The sequence below is a fragment of the Streptomyces ruber genome, assembly GCF_014648075.1.
GTDB lineage: Bacteria > Actinomycetota > Actinomycetes > Streptomycetales > Streptomycetaceae > Streptomyces > Streptomyces ruber.
In genome coordinates this window covers 14,328-29,627 of sequence record NZ_BMQK01000016.1, presented here as the reverse complement: position 1 = coordinate 29,627, position 15,300 = coordinate 14,328, and the positions used below count along the sequence as shown (strand labels likewise).

At 73.5% G+C, this 15,300-nt stretch carries 16 protein-coding genes; 8 read left to right on the top strand and 8 right to left on the bottom strand.

The genetic code is table 11. The features are described from left to right. Positions 1 to 71 precede the first annotated feature (71 nt). On the top strand, positions 72 to 1,298 hold the full coding sequence (locus IEZ04_RS26995; RefSeq protein WP_189219575.1) for an acyl-CoA dehydrogenase family protein: 1,227 nt from the start codon (positions 72 to 74) through the stop codon (positions 1,296 to 1,298). Between the two features lie 36 nt (positions 1,299 to 1,334). On the opposite strand, the gene IEZ04_RS26990 is transcribed toward IEZ04_RS26995, so the two are convergent. The 3 genes from IEZ04_RS26990 to IEZ04_RS26980 are packed head-to-tail and all read right to left on the bottom strand — an operon-like array spanning position 1,335 to position 4,187. Further along, positions 1,335 to 1,865: a cupin domain-containing protein gene (locus IEZ04_RS26990; protein WP_229821303.1), complete on the bottom strand. Its 531-nt coding sequence runs from the start codon at positions 1,863 to 1,865 to the stop codon at positions 1,335 to 1,337. After that, entirely contained in the window at positions 1,862 to 3,112 is a 1,251-nt protein-coding gene (locus IEZ04_RS26985; RefSeq protein WP_189219574.1) for a cytochrome P450, read from the bottom strand. The genes IEZ04_RS26990 and IEZ04_RS26985 overlap by 4 nt, the downstream gene beginning before the upstream one ends. Before the next feature lie 22 nt (positions 3,113 to 3,134). Then, positions 3,135 to 4,187: a type III polyketide synthase gene (locus tag IEZ04_RS26980; protein WP_189219573.1), complete on the bottom strand. Its 1,053-nt coding sequence runs from the start codon at positions 4,185 to 4,187 to the stop codon at positions 3,135 to 3,137. A 203-nt stretch (positions 4,188 to 4,390) separates the two neighbouring features. Between IEZ04_RS26980 and IEZ04_RS26975 the strand changes: the two genes are divergently transcribed. Next, the gene (locus IEZ04_RS26975) at positions 4,391 to 5,068 is read left to right on the top strand and encodes a thiaminase II/PqqC family protein (RefSeq protein WP_189219572.1); all 678 of its coding nucleotides are present in this window, start codon (positions 4,391 to 4,393) and stop codon (positions 5,066 to 5,068) included. 20 nt (positions 5,069 to 5,088) lie between these two features. Here the strand turns inward: IEZ04_RS26975 and IEZ04_RS26970 are convergent, their stop codons facing one another. The 5 genes from IEZ04_RS26970 to IEZ04_RS26950 form a co-directional block, all read right to left on the bottom strand. Continuing rightward, positions 5,089 to 5,328 (bottom strand): DUF6213 family protein, encoded by a 240-nt coding sequence (locus IEZ04_RS26970; RefSeq protein ID WP_189219571.1) that lies wholly within the window; start codon positions 5,326 to 5,328, stop codon positions 5,089 to 5,091. Positions 5,329 to 5,353: 25 nt separating this feature from the next. Beyond that, positions 5,354 to 6,739, bottom strand: coding sequence for an NADP-dependent succinic semialdehyde dehydrogenase (locus IEZ04_RS26965; RefSeq protein ID WP_189219570.1), 1,386 nt, complete (start codon positions 6,737 to 6,739; stop codon positions 5,354 to 5,356). Between the two features lie 107 nt (positions 6,740 to 6,846). Next, entirely contained in the window at positions 6,847 to 7,323 is a 477-nt protein-coding gene (locus tag IEZ04_RS26960; protein WP_189219569.1) for an NUDIX hydrolase, read from the bottom strand. Beyond that, a complete protein-coding gene (locus tag IEZ04_RS26955; RefSeq protein ID WP_189219568.1) occupies positions 7,320 to 8,858 on the bottom strand; it encodes an ATP-dependent DNA ligase in 1,539 nt (512 codons plus the stop codon). The genes IEZ04_RS26960 and IEZ04_RS26955 overlap by 4 nt, the downstream gene beginning before the upstream one ends. A gap of 29 nt (positions 8,859 to 8,887) precedes the next feature. Then, entirely contained in the window at positions 8,888 to 9,841 is a 954-nt protein-coding gene (locus IEZ04_RS26950; protein ID WP_229821302.1) for an NAD(P)/FAD-dependent oxidoreductase, read from the bottom strand. Positions 9,842 to 9,921: 80 nt separating this feature from the next. On the opposite strand from IEZ04_RS26950, the gene IEZ04_RS26945 reads away from it, so the two are divergent. The 6 genes from IEZ04_RS26945 to IEZ04_RS26920 all read left to right on the top strand — a co-directional run bounded on the left by IEZ04_RS26945 (position 9,922) and on the right by IEZ04_RS26920 (position 15,262). Next, the gene (locus tag IEZ04_RS26945; protein WP_189219566.1) at positions 9,922 to 10,548 is read left to right on the top strand and encodes a helix-turn-helix domain-containing protein; all 627 of its coding nucleotides are present in this window, start codon (positions 9,922 to 9,924) and stop codon (positions 10,546 to 10,548) included. Positions 10,549 to 10,644: 96 nt separating this feature from the next. Beyond that, positions 10,645 to 11,619 (top strand): NADPH:quinone oxidoreductase family protein, encoded by a 975-nt coding sequence (locus tag IEZ04_RS26940; protein WP_189219565.1) that lies wholly within the window; start codon positions 10,645 to 10,647, stop codon positions 11,617 to 11,619. Further along, entirely contained in the window at positions 11,616 to 12,797 is a 1,182-nt protein-coding gene (locus tag IEZ04_RS26935) for an acyl-CoA dehydrogenase family protein (RefSeq protein WP_189219564.1), read from the top strand. Before IEZ04_RS26940 ends, IEZ04_RS26935 begins: the two co-directional genes overlap by 4 nt. Beyond that, positions 12,794 to 13,876 carry an acyl-CoA dehydrogenase family protein gene (locus IEZ04_RS26930; RefSeq protein WP_189219563.1) on the top strand — a complete coding sequence of 361 codons (1,083 nt, stop codon included), beginning with the start codon at positions 12,794 to 12,796 and terminating at the stop codon, positions 13,874 to 13,876. Before IEZ04_RS26935 ends, IEZ04_RS26930 begins: the two co-directional genes overlap by 4 nt. Before the next feature lie 185 nt (positions 13,877 to 14,061). After that, positions 14,062 to 14,925 (top strand): phosphatidylinositol-specific phospholipase C/glycerophosphodiester phosphodiesterase family protein, encoded by an 864-nt coding sequence (locus tag IEZ04_RS26925; protein WP_189219562.1) that lies wholly within the window; start codon positions 14,062 to 14,064, stop codon positions 14,923 to 14,925. A gap of 142 nt (positions 14,926 to 15,067) precedes the next feature. Then, entirely contained in the window at positions 15,068 to 15,262 is a 195-nt protein-coding gene (locus IEZ04_RS26920; RefSeq protein ID WP_189219561.1) for a hypothetical protein, read from the top strand. The last annotated feature ends 38 nt before the right edge of the window (positions 15,263 to 15,300 follow it).

Below are 15,300 nucleotides of genomic sequence, written 5' to 3'. Positions count from 1 at the left end.
GACTTTTACTACCGGGCGGTAACAGACTCCGGTTACTACAGGTAACACCGCTGTGCAGTGCTGGAGGGGACATGGCCGGATTCACCATGGAGCTGAGCGAGGAGCAGAAGGAGGTCCGGGACTGGCTCCACGGGTTCGCGGCCGGTGTGATCCGCCCCGCGGCCGCCGAGTGGGACGAGCGCGAGGAGACCCCCTGGCCGGTCATCCAGGAGGCCGCCAAGGTCGGCATCTACTCCCTGGACTTCTATGCACAGCAGTACTTCGACCCCACCGGCCTCGGCATTCCCATGGCGATGGAGGAGCTGTTCTGGGGCGACGCCGGTATCGCCCTCTCCATCGTCGGCACCGGCCTCGCCGCCGTGGGCGTCCTCGCCAACGGCACCGAGGAGCAGATCGGCACCTGGGTCCCGCAGATGTACGGCGACGTGAACGACGTCAAGGTCGCGGCCTTCTGCTCCTCCGAGCCCGACGCCGGCTCCGACGTGGCCTCCATGCGCACCCGCGCCGTGTACGACGAGGCCAGGGACGAGTGGGTGCTCGACGGCACGAAGACCTGGGCGACCAACGGCGGCATCGCGGACGTGCACGTGGTGGTCGCGGTCGTCGACCCGGAGCTCGGCTCCAAGGGCCACGCCTCCTTCATCGTCCCGCCGGGCACACCGGGTCTCAGCCAGGGCCAGAAGTTCAGGAAGCACGGGATCCGCGCCTCGCACACCGCCGAGGTGGTCCTCGACGGCGTCCGCGTGCCCGGTTCCTGTCTGCTGGGCGGCAAGGAGAAGCTGGACGAGCGGCTCGCCCGGGCCCGGGAAAAGGCCGAAAAAGGCGGTGAGAGGCTGAAGAACGCCGCGATGGCGACCTTCGAGGCATCCCGCCCGGCGGTCGGCGCGATGGCGGTGGGCACCGCCCGGGCCGCGTACGAGGTCGCCCTGGACTACGCGCGGACCCGTGAGCAGTTCGGGCGGCCGATCATCGACAACCAGGGCGTCGCCTTCCAGCTCGCCGACATGCGCACGGCCGTCGACGCGGCGCGGCTGCTGGTGTGGCGCGCCTCCTGGATGGCGGTCAACGGCAGGCCGTTCACCGCCGCCGAGGGCTCCATGTCGAAGCTGTTCGCCAGCGAGACCGCCAAGAAGGTGACCGCGCAGGCGATCCAGATCCTCGGCGGCAACGGGTACACGCGGGAGTACCCGGTGGAGCGGATGCACCGGGACGCCGCCATCTACACGATCTTCGAGGGGACGAGCGAGATCCAGCGGCTGGTGATCGCCCGGACGCTGGCGGGCATGCCGATCCGGTGACCCCCGGTCCGCCGGCCCTTCCGCGGGGCTACGCGGTCAGCGGTACCGGAGCGGGGTGAGCTGTTCGGTGTCGTACCGCGCCCGCAGGTCCCGGATCGCCGCGCGCTCCGGTGGGCCGCCGGCGTCGAGGATCTCCAGCAGTTCCTCGAAGTACCGCTCGTGGTCCGGTGGCGGGGAGGCCAGGAAGAACATCTTCGCGGGGGTGTCGGTGGGGTTCGCGAACGCGTGCGGGCAGCCCGGCGGGACCGCGATCACGGTGCCCGGGACCGCCCGCACCACCCGGTTGCCCGACCGCGACTCCCAGCGCTGCCAGCCGTCCGGAGTCCGCACGCGGGGCTCGAAGGCGAGCACGTCCAGCTCGCCCTCGAGCACGTAGAACAGCTCCTCGCTGCGCGTGTGCACATGGGCGCCCACGTCGAAGCCGGGCGGGACGACCACCTCGAAGCTGGACGCCATGCGCGAGTGCGTGCCGGTCACCTTGAACGTCACGTCCTGCGCGGGCGTGCGCACCGTACGGCCGTGGCCCGGCGGCACGAGCAGTCCCTCGGGCGGGAGGAGAGCGGTCACCAGGTGACGGGCAGGGCCTCGGGCCCGCGGATCAGTGCGCCCCGCCGCCACGGCACCTCCTCGGGCGGGACGGCGAGCCGCAGCCCGGGCAGCCGGTCGACGAGCGTGTCCACCAGCAGCTCCGCCTCCAGCCGGGCCAGCACGGCGCCCGCGCAGTAGTGGGCGCCGTTCCCGAAGGCCAGGTGCGGGTTGGGGGCGCGGTCGAAGTCGATCCGCTCCGGGTCCGGGAAGACCTCCGGGTCGCGGTTGGCGGCGAGGTAGGAGACGTAGACCGGGTCGCCCTCGCGGATGCGTACGCCCCGGATCACCACGTCCTGGGTCGCGATGCGGGAGAGCCCGACGGCGTTGCGGTGCGGGATGTAGCGCAGCAGCTCGTCCAGGGCCTGCGGGCGCAGGCCCGGCTCCTCGCGCAGCCGCTCCATCAGCCGGGGACGGGTGCACAGGATGTAGAACATCTGTCCGACGTTGTTGGTGACGGCCTCGCCGCCGATCTGCACCGGCCCGGCGATCGCCATCGCCTCGTCCTCGGTGATGTCGCCGCGGCCCACCGCCGCGCCGAGCAGGGACACGATGTCCTCGCGGCCCTCGCCGTCCGCGCCGTCCGCGCCTCGGGGGTCCGCCCGCTCGGCGATGAGCTTGGCGAAGTACTCCTCCATGTCCCGCTTGGCCTGCTCGCTGGCGGCCGCGCCGCGCGAGGAGGACAGGATGCCCTGGGTCCAGTCGTGCATCAGGTCCCGGTCGGCGGCCGGGACGCCCATCAGCTCGCAGATGACGGCGATCGGAAAGGGTTCGAGGACCCGTTCGATCAGGTCGGCGGGCGGCCCGTCCGCGATCAGTTCGTCGACCATCCGGCCGAGCGTCTCCCGGGCGCCCGCGCGCAGCCGCTCCACGCCCCTGGCCGTGATGGCGGGGGCGATGGCCCTGCGCAGCCGGGCGTGGTCGGGCTTGTCGGCGAAGCTCATCGCGCCCGGCTGCGGGATGAAGTGCGGAGCCAGCCGGGTGACCTGACGGCCCACCACCGCCGCGCGGCTGAACCGGGGGTCGTTCGTCACCAGCCGTACGTCGTCGTAGCGCGTCACCAGCCAGGCCCAGCCCTCGCCGTTGGGCAGCTGGATGCGGGTGACCGGGCCCTCGTCCATCAGCTCGGTCAGGACGGGGTCGAAGTCCACCCCGGTCAGATTGAGGGCGGGCCAGTGCCGTACCGGGGGCACCGGCGCCGTCTCTGCACTTGTCTCGCGCGTCGTCATGTCGGCATGCCACCTTCGTCTCTCATGTCGTGTGCTGCCAGCGGCCCAGGGCCATCTCCGCGGTGATGCCGGGGCCGAACCCGGCGAGGAGTCCGCGCGCCGCGTGCCCGGCGCCGCCCTCGTCGAAGAGCCGGCGCAGCGCGTCCAGGACGACGGCGCTGGCGATGTTCCCGTACTCGGTGAGCGTCGCCCGGCTGAAGCGGAAGGCCGAGTGCGGGACGTGCAGGAACTTGCTGAGGTCGTCCAGGATGCGCGGACCGCCCGCGTGGACGATGTAGAAGTCCAGCTCGGAGGCGTTCCAGCCGTGCTGCCTGGCGAGACCGTGGAGCGCCGGGGCGAGGGGTTCCATGGTGGCCGGCACCCGCTTGTCCAGCAGGAAGTGGAAGCCGGTGGCGCGGACGTCGTACATGATCCACTCTTCGGTCTTCGGGATCAGGTACGAGCCGTTGCGCTCCAGGCTGACGCCGGTCCCGCCCCGTCCCCGGACGACCGCGGCCGCGACCCCGTCGCCGAACAGACCGTTGGACAGCAGGGAACCGACGCCCAGGTCGGTGGGCTGGTAGCACAGCGAGCAGAACTCGCAGGCCACGATGAGGGCGTTCTTCTCGGGATAGGCGGTGCAGAAGTCGTGCGCCCGGTTGATGGCCGCGCCGCCCGCGGCGCACCCGAGCTGGGCGATGGGGATCTGCCGGGTGTCGCTGCTGAAGTCCATCGCGTTGATCAGCCAGGCCGTCAGCGAGGGCATCATGAACCCGGTGCAGGAGACGTAGATGATGACGTCGATGTCCGTGGTGAGCGTCTCCGCGTCGTCCAGCGCCCGCCGTACGACCTCCGGGACGCGCGCCTTCGCCTCGGACTCGTAGAGCTTGTTCCGTATCTCGAAGCCCGGGTGCCTGAGGGTCTCCTCGATGGGCTGCACGATGTGCCGGGTGCGGACGCCGGTGTTCTGGATCAACCGCAGCGCCAGCGGCAGTTGCGGGTGGTCGGGGTGCCGGGTGCGCGCCAGCTGCAGTGTCTCCTCCATCGTGATCACGTGTTCCGGGACGGAGACCGCCGGTCTGCACAAAGTCGCCATGGGGAACGCCTGCTTTCGCCATCCGGGGACGCTGACGCCCCCGGGCGGATGGTGGTGCCTTCCACGATCACCCCGGGAGGCGTGCGGGTCGCGCCGGACTACTCCGGACCGGCGAAAACACGGCCGGAGCGGGCCTGCGGGCGGGAGAGTGACAAGACGACAGGAACAGCGGGGCAGCCGGACACGACACGAGGGAGTACGCGATGACACGGACGGCCGGGCAACTGCTGGAGAGGGTCACCCGTGACCTCGCCCCCGACCCCCGCGCCAACCGGCTGGTGCCGCTGATCGCCCGGGGCGCGGCCCGGCGCGGGACGCTGGCCGCACTGGCGCTCGAACAGAACCTGGTGATCGCGGCGGACCGCCGTGCGTTCCTCCGTCTGGCCGAGCTCTCGGCCGCGGCGGAACCGGCGAGCGAGCCCTTCTTCACGGCGCTGGCGCGCGGCGAGGAGCTGGCGGGGGAGCGGCTGGGGGCGTTCGCCGGGGCGTGCGGCGTGGACGAGGCACGCCGGGCGGGGTACGAGCCGCTCCCGGGCTGCCAGGCCTATCCGGCGTACGTCGCCTGGCTCGCCCTGAACGGGTCACCGGCCGACGTGGTGCTCGCCCTGCACGCCAACTTCTCGGCCTGGGGCGGCTACTGCGCGACCGTCGCCGGGGCGCTGCGCCGCCACTACGGCCTCCCGGACGAGGCCTGCGGGTTCTTCGACTTCTTCGCCGCTCCCGCGCCCGAGCTGGAGCGGCTGGCCCGCGAGGCCGTCCGGGCGGCGCTGGACGCCGGGCGGGTGGACGAGGCCCTCGTGCACCGTCACGGGCGGCTGCTGCAGACCTACGAGGCGATGTTCTGGGACACGCTGTGGGAGCTGGACCGGGACGGCGCCTGAGGCGGCGCGGCCGCGCCCGGTCACCCGGACGCGGCCCCGCTGCTGTGGGCGATGCAGGCCACGTCGATCCGGTCGGCCAGCTTGGCCAGCTCGATGGTGAGGGCCGCCACCGTGTCCTCGTCGAGCCCGTCCTGTCCGGCCTCCACCAGGTGCAGCCACCGGCCGCCCACCGTACGCAGCAGCTTGCTGACGTCGGCGGCCGCCACCTGCAACGTGCCGCGGTCGTCGACGATCAGAGGCAGGGTCACTTCGCGGTTCACAGGGGGGATGGTAGTCGCGGGACGCTCACGCCCCGTGCCACACGGTGGTGATGTTGCAGAACTCGCGGATCCCGTGTCCGGACAGCTCGCGCCCGTACCCGGACCGCTTGACCCCGCCGAACGGGAGCGCCGGGTGGGACGCCGTCATCCCGTTCACGTACACCCCGCCGGCCTCCAGGTCGCGGACGAACCGCTCGACCTCCGCCTCCTCGCGCGTCCACACGTTGGAACTCAGCCCGAACGGCGTGTCGTTGGCGGCCTCGATCGCCTCGTCCAGGTCGGCGACCCGGTGCAGCGTGGCGACCGGACCGAAGGACTCCTCCTGGTGGATCCGCATCTCGGGGGTGACGTCGGCGAGGACGGTCGGCGGGTAGTACCAGCCGGGCCCGTCGGGACGTTCGCCGCCGCACAGCACCGTCGCGCCGTGCTCGACCGCGTCGTCGACCAGCTCCGCCAGGTCGTCCCGGTTCCGCTCGCCGCAGAGCGGCCCGACCTGGGTCTCCTCGTCCGTCGGGTCGCCGACCCGCAGTGCCTTCATGCCCGCCACGAAGCGTTCCGTGAAGGCGTCGTACACGTCCTGGTGCACGATGAACCGCTTGGCCGCGATGCACGACTGCCCGGCGTTCTGCGTGCGCGCCGTCACCGCGACCTCGGCGGCCCGGCCGATGTCCGCCGACGGCATCACCACGAACGGGTCGCTGCCGCCCAGCTCCAGCACCGTCTTCTTGATCTCGTCCGAGGCGACCGAGGCGACCGAGCGGCCCGCCGGTGCGCTGCCGGTGAGCGTGGCGGCCTTCACCCGCGGGTCGCGCAGGATGCCCTCCACCGCGGCGGAGCCGATCAGCAGCGTCTGGAAACAGCCCTCGGGGAAGCCCGCCCGCAGGAACAGGTCCTCCAGGTACAGCGCGGTCTGCGGCACGTTCGAGGCGTGCTTGAGCAGGCCCACGTTGCCCGCCATCAGCGCGGGCGCGGCGAACCGCACCACCTGCCACAGCGGGAAGTTCCACGGCATCACCGCGAGCACCGGACCGAGCGGCCGGTAGCGGACGTAGGCCCGGCTGCCCCCGGAGTCCTCGACGTCGTGCCCGGTGGGATCCTCGTCGGCGAGGAGTTCCGCGGCGTGGTCGGCGTACCAGCGCATGGCCTTGGCGCACTTGTCGGCCTCCGCGCGGGCCTGCGTGATCGGCTTGCCCATCTCGGTGGTGATCGTGCGCCCGACGTCGTCCCGGTCCTCCTCCAGCAGGTCGGCGGCCCGGTGCAGCAGCCGGGCCCGCTCCTCGAAGGAGGTCGTCCGGTACGTGCGGAACGTGGCGTCGGCGGTGGCGAGCCTGCGCTCGATCTCCTCCTCGCCGAGGGCGTCGTACGTCTTGAGCGTCTCGCCGTTCGCCGGGTTCACCGTGGCGATGGGCATCACTGGCCTCCTGAGGGACGTGCTCTGTGTCGACCTTCCCGCGCGGCGGCGGGCGCCGCAACGCGGATGCGGGGGTGGGGCCGGCCGGGCACCACCCGGGACCACCCTCAGTGCGAGTGCTCCGCCAGCCGGTCCAGAAACGCCGTCTGCGCCTTCACGATCACCGAACGGGCGCGGCCGGGGGTGAACCACTCGACCCGGTCCAGCTCGGGGAACTCCTGGATCCGCCCCGAGCGCGGCGGCCACTCCATCCGGAACGTGCCGGGCACCACGGCCGCCGGATCGAGGTCGCCCTCGACCGCCCAGGCGGTGACGGTCTTGCCGCCCGCCTGCCGCACCTCGCCCAGAGGGACGGCCTCCCCCTCGGGCGGCGGCACCCCCAGCTCCTCCCGCCACTCGCGGCACGCGGCCTCCCACGGGGACTCGCCGGCCGCGTACTCGCCCTTCGGCAGGGTCCACGCCCCGGCGTCCCGGCGGGCGAAGAACGGGCCGCCCATGTGACCGAGCAGCACGTCGAGGCCGTGCGGGGTGCGGCGGTACAGCAGCAGGCCCGCGCTGCGCCGGGTCCGGTCACCGCCGGTCATCGGGCCACCCCGGGGTGCGCCGTGAGCACCGTCTCCACCGTGTCCGCCTCGGCCGGTGTCTTGTCCTCGCGGTAGCGCACCAGACGGGCGAAGCGGAGCGCGACACCGGCCGGGTAGCGGCTGGAGCGCTGGATCCCGTCGTACGCGATCTCCACGACCAGCTCGGGGCGCAGGGTGAACCCCCAGCTGTGCTCCTCGACCGCCAGTTCCGGGAGCCGCCCGGTCTGCCAGGCGAGCAGCGCGTCGGTCATCCCCTTGAACGTCTTGCCCAGCATGGCGAACGTCCCGTCGGGGTTGCGCGCGCCCAGGTGCAGGTTGGACAGCTTGCCCGTGCGCCGGCCGCTGCCCCACTCGGCGCCCAGCACCACCAGGTCGAGGGTGTGCACCGGCTTGACCTTGAGCCAGGACGCGCCGCGCCGGCCCGCGCTGTAGGGGGCGTCGAGGCCCTTGACCACGACACCCTCGTGCCCGCGCGCCAGGGTCTCCGCGAGGAACTCCTCGGCGGCGCCCGGGCCGTCCGGGCCGTCGACGAGCACGCGCCGCACCCGCATCGGCTCCGGGACCAGCCGGGCCAGCTCCGCGTGCCGCTCGGCGAACGGCAGGTCGAGCAGGTCGCGGCCGTCGACGGAGAGCGCGTCGAAGAACACCGGCGACACGGGCACCTGCCGTGCCGCCGTCTCGACGTCCACGCGGGAGCTCACCCGGCCGGAGGTCTCCTGGAAGGGCCGCGGCCGTCCGTCCGCGTCCAGCGCGATCACCTCACCGTCGAGGACGAACCGTTCCCCCGCCAGCTCCCGCGCCGCCGCGACCAGTTCGGGCAGCCGGCCGGTGATGTCCTCCAGGGTGCGGGTGTGGACGCGTACGGCGTCGCCGTCGCGGTGCACCTGGACGCGGATGCCGTCCAGCTTCTCCTCCACCGCGCAGGCGCCCAGCTTTCCCACGGCCTCCGCCACCGAGGAGGCGGTGTGCGCGAGCATCGGCCAGACCGGGCGGCCGACGGTGAGCCGGAACCGGTCGAGGGCCGGCGGGCCGTCCGCGAGCAGCGCCATGGCCACGGCCTGCAGCGATCCCGCGAGCATCACCGCGCGCCGCACGGCGTCCGGGGGCGCCCCGGTCGCCGCGGCCAGGCCCTCCGCGGCCAGCGCGTCCAGGGCGCCCTGCCGCACCTCGCCGGTGAGCAGCCCGACCAGGTACCGCTGCTCGTCCTCGGTGGCCGCCGCCAGCAGCGCGCCGAGCAGCCGCCCGCGCTCCGCCTGCGAGCCGGTGCCCGCGACCGCCCCGATCTCCGTCAGCCGGGCGTCCACGCCGCGCACGGTCAGGGAGGGCTCGGCGGCGGGTGCGACCGGCCGGCCCAGCAGCTTCCACCCGATGCCGAGCCGTCCCTGCGGCAGCCGGCCCGCCAGGTACGGGATGACCACGGGCACGTCCTCCGCGTCGGCGTCCCGGAACAGCTCGGCGAGCAGGGCGGTCTTGCGGGAGCGGGCCGAGGTGGCGGCGACCTCCTGGGACACCTGTGCGAGCCGGGCGAACAGCATGCCTTCAGAGTGCTACGGATGGGCCCGGTCTACACCTGGGAGCCGGTCGCGACGGCCGCGTCGACACTCTCCATGACCAGCTCGTTGTTGAGCGTGGCCGCCGCGCGGTAGCCGTCGCCGGCCGCGTGCACCACCTGCTGGGACGTCAGCGTGGTGTTGCCCGCGACCCACACGCCCGGCACGGTGGACCGCCCCGTCTCGTCGGTCACGGGGGCGGTGCCGAAGGGGGTCTCCTTCATCTCGGCGCCCAGCCGCTCCAGCAGCCCCGTGCGCGGGGCGAAGCGGGGGGCGACGAACACCGTGGACCGCGCGTGCACCGAACCGTCGGCCAGCCGGATCCCGGTCAGCCCGTCGTCCTCCACGACCAGCTCCGCCACCTCGCCCGGCACCACGGACACGCCCGCCGCGGCGAGCCTGCGCAGGTCCTCGTCGGAGATCGCCTCCTCGCCGAGGGTGTGCGCGAACAGGGTCACGTCCTTGGACCACTGGGTGACGAGCAGCGCCTGGTGGACGCTCATCGGGGAGGTGGCGAGCACGCCGAAGGCCCCGTCGCGCACCTCCCAGCCGTGGCAGTACGGGCAGTGCAGGACGTCCCGCCCGAAGCGTTCGGCGACCCCGGGCACGGGCGGCAGCTCGTCGGCCAGCCCGGTGGCGACGACCAGCCGGCGGGCGCGCACGGTGCGCCCGCCGGCCAGCACCACCGCGAAGTCGTGGCTGCGGCGCACGTCCACCACCGTGTCCCGCACCAGGTCGACGCCGTACCGCGCGATCTCCTCGCGCCCCCGGGCGAGGAACTCGGCGGGCGGCATGCCGTCGCGGGACAGATAGCCCTGCATGTGGGCGGCGGGCGCGTTGCGCGGCTCGCCCGCGTCGACGACGAGCGTGCGGCGCCGGGCCCGGCCCAGGACCAGGGCGGCGGAGAGTCCGGCCGCGCCGCCGCCGACGACGATCACTTCGTACGTACTGGTGTACGCATCGGTCATGGTGACCACCTCCATGCGGAACACGGTCGCCCGAGCGATGCGGTATTGACAAACACCTTTGCCGAACCTGCAATAAATGCATGAGCGACGCGAGTGACGACAAGGGCAACGACGAGAGCGGCAGGAGCACGGACGACGTCCTGTCCGGCGTCGGCCCCCGGCTCCGGCGGCTCCGCAAGGAGCGGGAGGTGACCCTCGCCGCGCTGTCCCGGGCCACGGGCATCTCCGTGAGCACGCTGTCCCGGCTGGAGTCGGGGCTGCGCAAGCCGAGCCTGGAACTGCTGCTGCCGATCGCCCGCGCCCATCAGGTGCCGCTGGACGAACTGGTGGGCGCGCCGCCGGTGCGCGATCCCCGCATCCGGGCCGAGCCGATCAGGCGGCACGGGCGCACGTACTGGCCGCTCACCCGCCAGCCCGGCGGCCTCCAGGCGTTCAAGGTGGTCGTGCCGGCGAGCGAGGAGCGGCCGGAGCCCCGGACGCACGAGGGGTACGAGTGGCTGTACGTGCTGTCCGGGCGGCTGCGGCTGGTGCTCGGCGAGCACGACGTGGTGCTGACGGCGGGGGAGGCCGCCGAGTTCGACACCAGGGTCCCGCACTGGTTCGGATCGGCGGGGGGCGGTCCTGCGGAGTTCCTCAGCCTGTTCGGGCCGCAGGGGGAGAGGATGCACGTGCGGGCGCGGCCGGCCGGGGACGAGCGGTCCGGCTGAGGGGTCCCGGGGTGTCGCGGCCTGTTCCCTCAGTGCAAGCGACCGCTTAGTATGCGGGGCGACCCCGGTCGGACGACGCAGTCGGTGGAGGCCCGCATGCAGGCATGGCACGTGCACGGATACGGCGAGCCGGGCGAGGTGATGCGGCTCGACACGGACGCGGCGCCGCCGGAGCCCGGTGCCGGCCAGGTCCGCCTGAGGGTGCGCGCCGCGAACGTCAACTTCCCCGACGCCCTGCTGTGCCGGGGGCAGTACCAGGTCAAGCCCCCGCTGCCGTTCACGCCCGGCCTGGAGATCTGCGGCGAGACCGAGGACGGCCGCCGCGTCATCGCGAGCCCGGCCCTGCCGTACGGCGGCTTCGCCGAGTACGCCGTCGCGGACGCCGCCGCCGTGCTGCCCGCGCCCGAGGCGCTCGACGACGCCGAGGCCGCGGCCCTGCACATCGGGTACCAGACCGGCTGGTTCGCGCTGCACCGCAGGGCCCGCATCGAGGCCGGCGAGACGCTGCTCGTGCACGCCGCCGCGGGAGGGGTCGGCAGCGCGGCCGTACAGCTCGGCAAGGCCGCGGGCGCCAGGGTCGTCGGTGTGGTCGGCGGGGCCGACAAGGCCGCCGTGGCCCGCGAACTGGGCTGCGACGTCGTCGTCGACCGGCGTACGGAGGACGTCGTCGCCGCCGTGAAGGAGGCCACCGGCGGGCGCGGCGCCGACGTGGTCTACGACCCGGTGGGCGGCGCGGCGTACGCGCAGTCCGCCAAGTCCGTCGCCTTCGAGGGGCGCATCGTGGTCGTCGGCTTCGCGAGCGGATCGGTCCCGAGCCCCGCCCTGAACCACGCCCTGATCAAGAACTACTCGATCCTGGGCCTGCACTGGGGCCTGTACCACACCAGGAACCCCGGGCTGGTCCGGGACTGCCACGAGCGGCTCACCGAACTGGCCGCACAGGGGGCGGTCAAGCCGCTGGTGAGCGAACGGGTGCCGCTGGCCGAGGCCGCCGCGGCCGTGCAGCGGGTCGCCGACGGGGTGACGACCGGCCGGGTGGCCGTCGTCCCGGACGAGAAGACCACCGCATGACCGACGCGACCGGACTCAAGGGACGAGCGGCCGAGTTGCTGGCCGCGCACCCGCCCGCCACGACCGGCCGGCTCGACTTCCTCCGGGCCCGGTTCGACGCGGGCCTGGCCTGGGTGCACTTCCCGGAGGGCCTCGGCGGACTCGGCGCGCCGCGCTCCCTCCAGCCCGTCGTGGACGCCGAACTCGCGGCGGCCGGCGCCCCCGACAACGACCCCCGGCGCATCGGCATCGGCCTCGGCATGGCCGCGCCGACCATCCTCCAGTACGGCACGGAGGAGCAGAAGCGGCGCTTCCTGCGGCCGTTGTGGACGGGCGAGGAGGTCTGGTGCCAGCTGTTCAGCGAGCCGGGCGCCGGCTCGGACCTGGCGGCGCTCGGCACGCGAGCGGTACGGCAGGACGACGAGTGGATCGTCGACGGGCAGAAGGTGTGGACCTCCAGCGCCCACCTCGCCCGCTGGGCCATCCTCATCGCCCGTACCGACCCGGACGTGCCCAAGCACCGGGGCATCACCTACTTCGTCTGCGACATGACCGACCCCGGCGTCGAGGTCCGCCCGCTCCGGCAGATCACCGGCGAGGCCGAGTTCAACGAGGTGTTCCTCACCGGTGTCCGCATCCCGGACGCGCACCGCCTCGGCGAGGTCGGCGACGGCTGGCGGGTCGCGCAGACCACGCTGATGAACGAGCGGGTCTCGATCGGCGGCATGCGCCTGCCCCGCGAGGGCGGCATGATCGCCCCCGTGGCCCGGACCTGGCGGACACGCCCCGACCTGCGCACCCACGACCTGCACCAGCGGCTGCTCACCCTGTGGGTGGAGGCCGAGGTCTCCCGGCTGACGGGGGAGCGGCTGCGCCAGCAGCTCGCCGCGGGCCAGCCCGGCCCCGAGGGCTCCGGCATGAAGCTCACCTTCGCCCGCCTCAACCAGGAGATCAGCGGCCTGGAGGTCGAACTGCTCGGCGAGGAGGGCCTGCTGTACGACGACTGGAGCCTGCGCCGCCCCGAGCTCGTCGACTTCACCGGACGCGACGCGGGCTACCGCTACCTGCGCTCCAAGGGCAACAGCATCGAGGGCGGGACCAGCGAGGTCCTGCTGAACATCGTCGCCGAGCGCGTCCTGGGGCTGCCCGCCGAGCCGCGTACCGACAAGGACGTCGCGTGGAAGGACCTGTCCCGATGAGCGCACGGCACCACCTGCTGTACTCGGAGGAGGAAGAGGCACTGCGCGCCGCCGTCCGCGACCTGCTCACGGACCACTGCGACGCGGCGGGCGTCATCGCGCGCACCGAGTCCGGCACGCCGCACGACCGGGCGCTGTGGAAGAGACTCACCGAGGGGATGGGACTCGCCGGACTCCTGGTACCGGAGGACCTGGGCGGCCAGGGCGCCACGCACCGCGAGGCCGCCGTGGTCCTGGAGGAGCTGGGGCGGGCCGTCGCCCCCGTGCCGTACCTGACCAGCGCGGTCGTGGCCACCGAGGCACTGCTCGCCGCCGGGGCCCGCGACCTGCTGGGCGAACTGGCGTCCGGCGACACGGTCGGCGTCCTCGCCGTGGCGCTGAACGTGGCCCCGCACGGCGCCTGGAGGACCGTACGACTCGCCGGCGGCGCCCTGCACGGGGAACTGACCGGCATCGCGGACGCGGCCGCCGCCGACGTGCTGCTCGTCCCCGCGGACGACGGCGGCCTGTACGCGGTGGCCGCCGGCGCCGTGACCGTCACGCCACAGGTGTCCCTGGACCTGACCCGGCCGGTGGCGACGGTCGTCCTCGACGGGGCACCGGGAACGCGAGTGGGAGCCACCGGACCCGCCGTACGCAGGGCCCTGCGCGCCGGAGCCGGACTGCTCGCCTCCGAGCAGCTCGGCCTCGCCGACTGGTGCCTGACCGAGACGGTCCGGCACCTGAAGGAACGCAGGCAGTTCAACCGGCCCGTCGGCGGCTTCCAGGCGCTCAAGCACCGCCTCGCCCGGCTCTGGCTGGAGATCGCGGGCCTGCGGGCGGCGGCGCGCAACGCCGCCGACGCACTGGTCGGCGGTGCTGACACCGACGTGGCCGTCACCGTCGCCCAGGCCTACGCCGCGCCCGTCGCGGTCCGCGCCGCCGAGGAGGCACTCCAGCTCCACGGCGGCATCGGCATGACCTGGGAGCACCCCGTGCACCTGTACCTCAAGCGCGCCAAGGCCGACTCGATCGCCTACGGCACGGCGGGCGGCCACCGTGCGGCCCTGGCCGAACTGGTCGATCTGCGGGCGCCCTGACGGCCGGTGGGGTGCACGGAAGGAAAGCCCGTCCCAACTGGGGCGGGCTTTCCGGTGGCACCGGTTCCGCCGAAGTGAACGCACGACGGCGGTCCGGCCAACTCGTGCGCGCGGCACTGCTGCCCCGCCCCCGGCGGACCCCATACTCGCTGGGGTTCCGATCCGGCACTCCCGAGAGGCAGACCATGGCCGCCAGCACCCGTCGCAGAATCCTCACCCTCGGCGCCGCCCTCGCGGGCACCGCCGTCCTGCCCGTCACCGACGCGTGGGCGGGCGGGCGGGAACACCGGGAGCACCGGGTCCGCCCCCTGTGGCGGGCCCACGCCCACAACGACTACGAGCACCCACGCCCCCTGTTCGACGCCCTCGACCACCGCTTCGGCAGCGTCGAGGCCGACGTCTGGCTCGTCGACGGGCAGCTGCTGGTCGCCCACGACGCGGTCGACCTCGACCCGTCCCGCACCCTGGACTCCCTCTACCTCGCCCCGCTCGCGGCCCGCGTCAGGGCGAACGGCGGGTCCGTGTACCGCGGACACCGCAAGCCGCTGCAACTGCTCGTCGACCTCAAGACCGAGGGCGCCTCGACGTACGCCGCGCTCGACCGCCTGCTGCGCCGCCACCGGCACCTGTTCACGACGTACGACCGCGGCCGCGTCCGGTCCGGAGCGGTCACCGTGGTGGTCTCGGGGCACCGCGCGGCGCGGGAGCCGATGGAGGCGCAGCGGGTGCGCCACGCCTTCTACGACGGCCGCCTCGACGACCTCGGCGGTCCGGCGCCCGCCGCCTTCATGCCGCTGATCAGCGACAACTGGACGCTCAACTTCACCTGGCGGGGCGTGGGGGCCTTCCCGGAGGCCGAACGCGCCAAGCTGCGCGACATCGTCCGGACGGCCCACGTGCGCGGGCAGCGGGTGCGCTTCTGGGCCACGCCCGACGCCGCGGGCCCGGCCCGGGACGCGCTGTGGGGCGAACTCGTCGCGGCCGGCGTCGACCACCTCAACACGGACGACCTCGCGGGCCTCGAGGCGTTCCTCGACGCGCACAGGTGACCGCGGCACCGCACAAGGTCCTCTGACGCCCCGGACGGAACACCACACGTTCGGCGGACAGGTCAGCCGCCCGGACGGCCCCTCCGCTGCGCCACACTTGCGGCCGAACGCCGCGAAACGGACGTGGCGGAGGAGGTTGACGATGGTCGTTTCCATCTCGTTGCTGCTGCTGCTCGCGATCCTGGCGGTGGTGTTCCTGCGCAACGGCGGGCTGAGGCTCTCGCACGCCCTGGTCTGCGTCCTGCTGGGCTTCCATCTGGCGAGCACGAGCATGGCGCCGACCATCCACGACGGGCTCGCGGCGACGACGGACGTGGTCAGCAGCCTCAGACCGTGAGGACTGTGAGGACTGTGGGGGCCGTGAGGAACTCGGGT

What these genes read in the sequence shown, in the direction of transcription:
- IEZ04_RS26925 (WP_189219562.1), top strand. Translation starts at nt 14,062, where the DNA reads ATGGCCGCCAGCACCCGTCGCAGAATCCTCACCCTCGGCGCCGCCCTC.
- IEZ04_RS26995 (WP_189219575.1), top strand. Translation starts at nt 72, where the DNA reads ATGGCCGGATTCACCATGGAGCTGAGCGAGGAGCAGAAGGAGGTCCGG.
- IEZ04_RS26940 (WP_189219565.1), top strand. Translation starts at nt 10,645, where the DNA reads ATGCAGGCATGGCACGTGCACGGATACGGCGAGCCGGGCGAGGTGATG.
- IEZ04_RS26945 (WP_189219566.1), top strand. Translation starts at nt 9,922, where the DNA reads ATGAGCGACGCGAGTGACGACAAGGGCAACGACGAGAGCGGCAGGAGC.
- IEZ04_RS26980 (WP_189219573.1), bottom strand. Translation starts at nt 4,187, where the DNA reads ATGGCGACTTTGTGCAGACCGGCGGTCTCCGTCCCGGAACACGTGATC.
- IEZ04_RS26935 (WP_189219564.1), top strand. Translation starts at nt 11,616, where the DNA reads ATGACCGACGCGACCGGACTCAAGGGACGAGCGGCCGAGTTGCTGGCC.
- IEZ04_RS26975 (WP_189219572.1), top strand. Translation starts at nt 4,391, where the DNA reads ATGACACGGACGGCCGGGCAACTGCTGGAGAGGGTCACCCGTGACCTC.
- IEZ04_RS26930 (WP_189219563.1), top strand. Translation starts at nt 12,794, where the DNA reads ATGAGCGCACGGCACCACCTGCTGTACTCGGAGGAGGAAGAGGCACTG.
- IEZ04_RS26955 (WP_189219568.1), bottom strand. Translation starts at nt 8,858, where the DNA reads ATGCTGTTCGCCCGGCTCGCACAGGTGTCCCAGGAGGTCGCCGCCACC.
- IEZ04_RS26965 (WP_189219570.1), bottom strand. Translation starts at nt 6,739, where the DNA reads ATGCCCATCGCCACGGTGAACCCGGCGAACGGCGAGACGCTCAAGACG.
- IEZ04_RS26950 (WP_229821302.1), bottom strand. Translation starts at nt 9,841, where the DNA reads ATGACCGATGCGTACACCAGTACGTACGAAGTGATCGTCGTCGGCGGC.
- IEZ04_RS26920 (WP_189219561.1), top strand. Translation starts at nt 15,068, where the DNA reads ATGGTCGTTTCCATCTCGTTGCTGCTGCTGCTCGCGATCCTGGCGGTG.
- IEZ04_RS26985 (WP_189219574.1), bottom strand. Translation starts at nt 3,112, where the DNA reads ATGACGACGCGCGAGACAAGTGCAGAGACGGCGCCGGTGCCCCCGGTA.
- IEZ04_RS26960 (WP_189219569.1), bottom strand. Translation starts at nt 7,323, where the DNA reads ATGACCGGCGGTGACCGGACCCGGCGCAGCGCGGGCCTGCTGCTGTAC.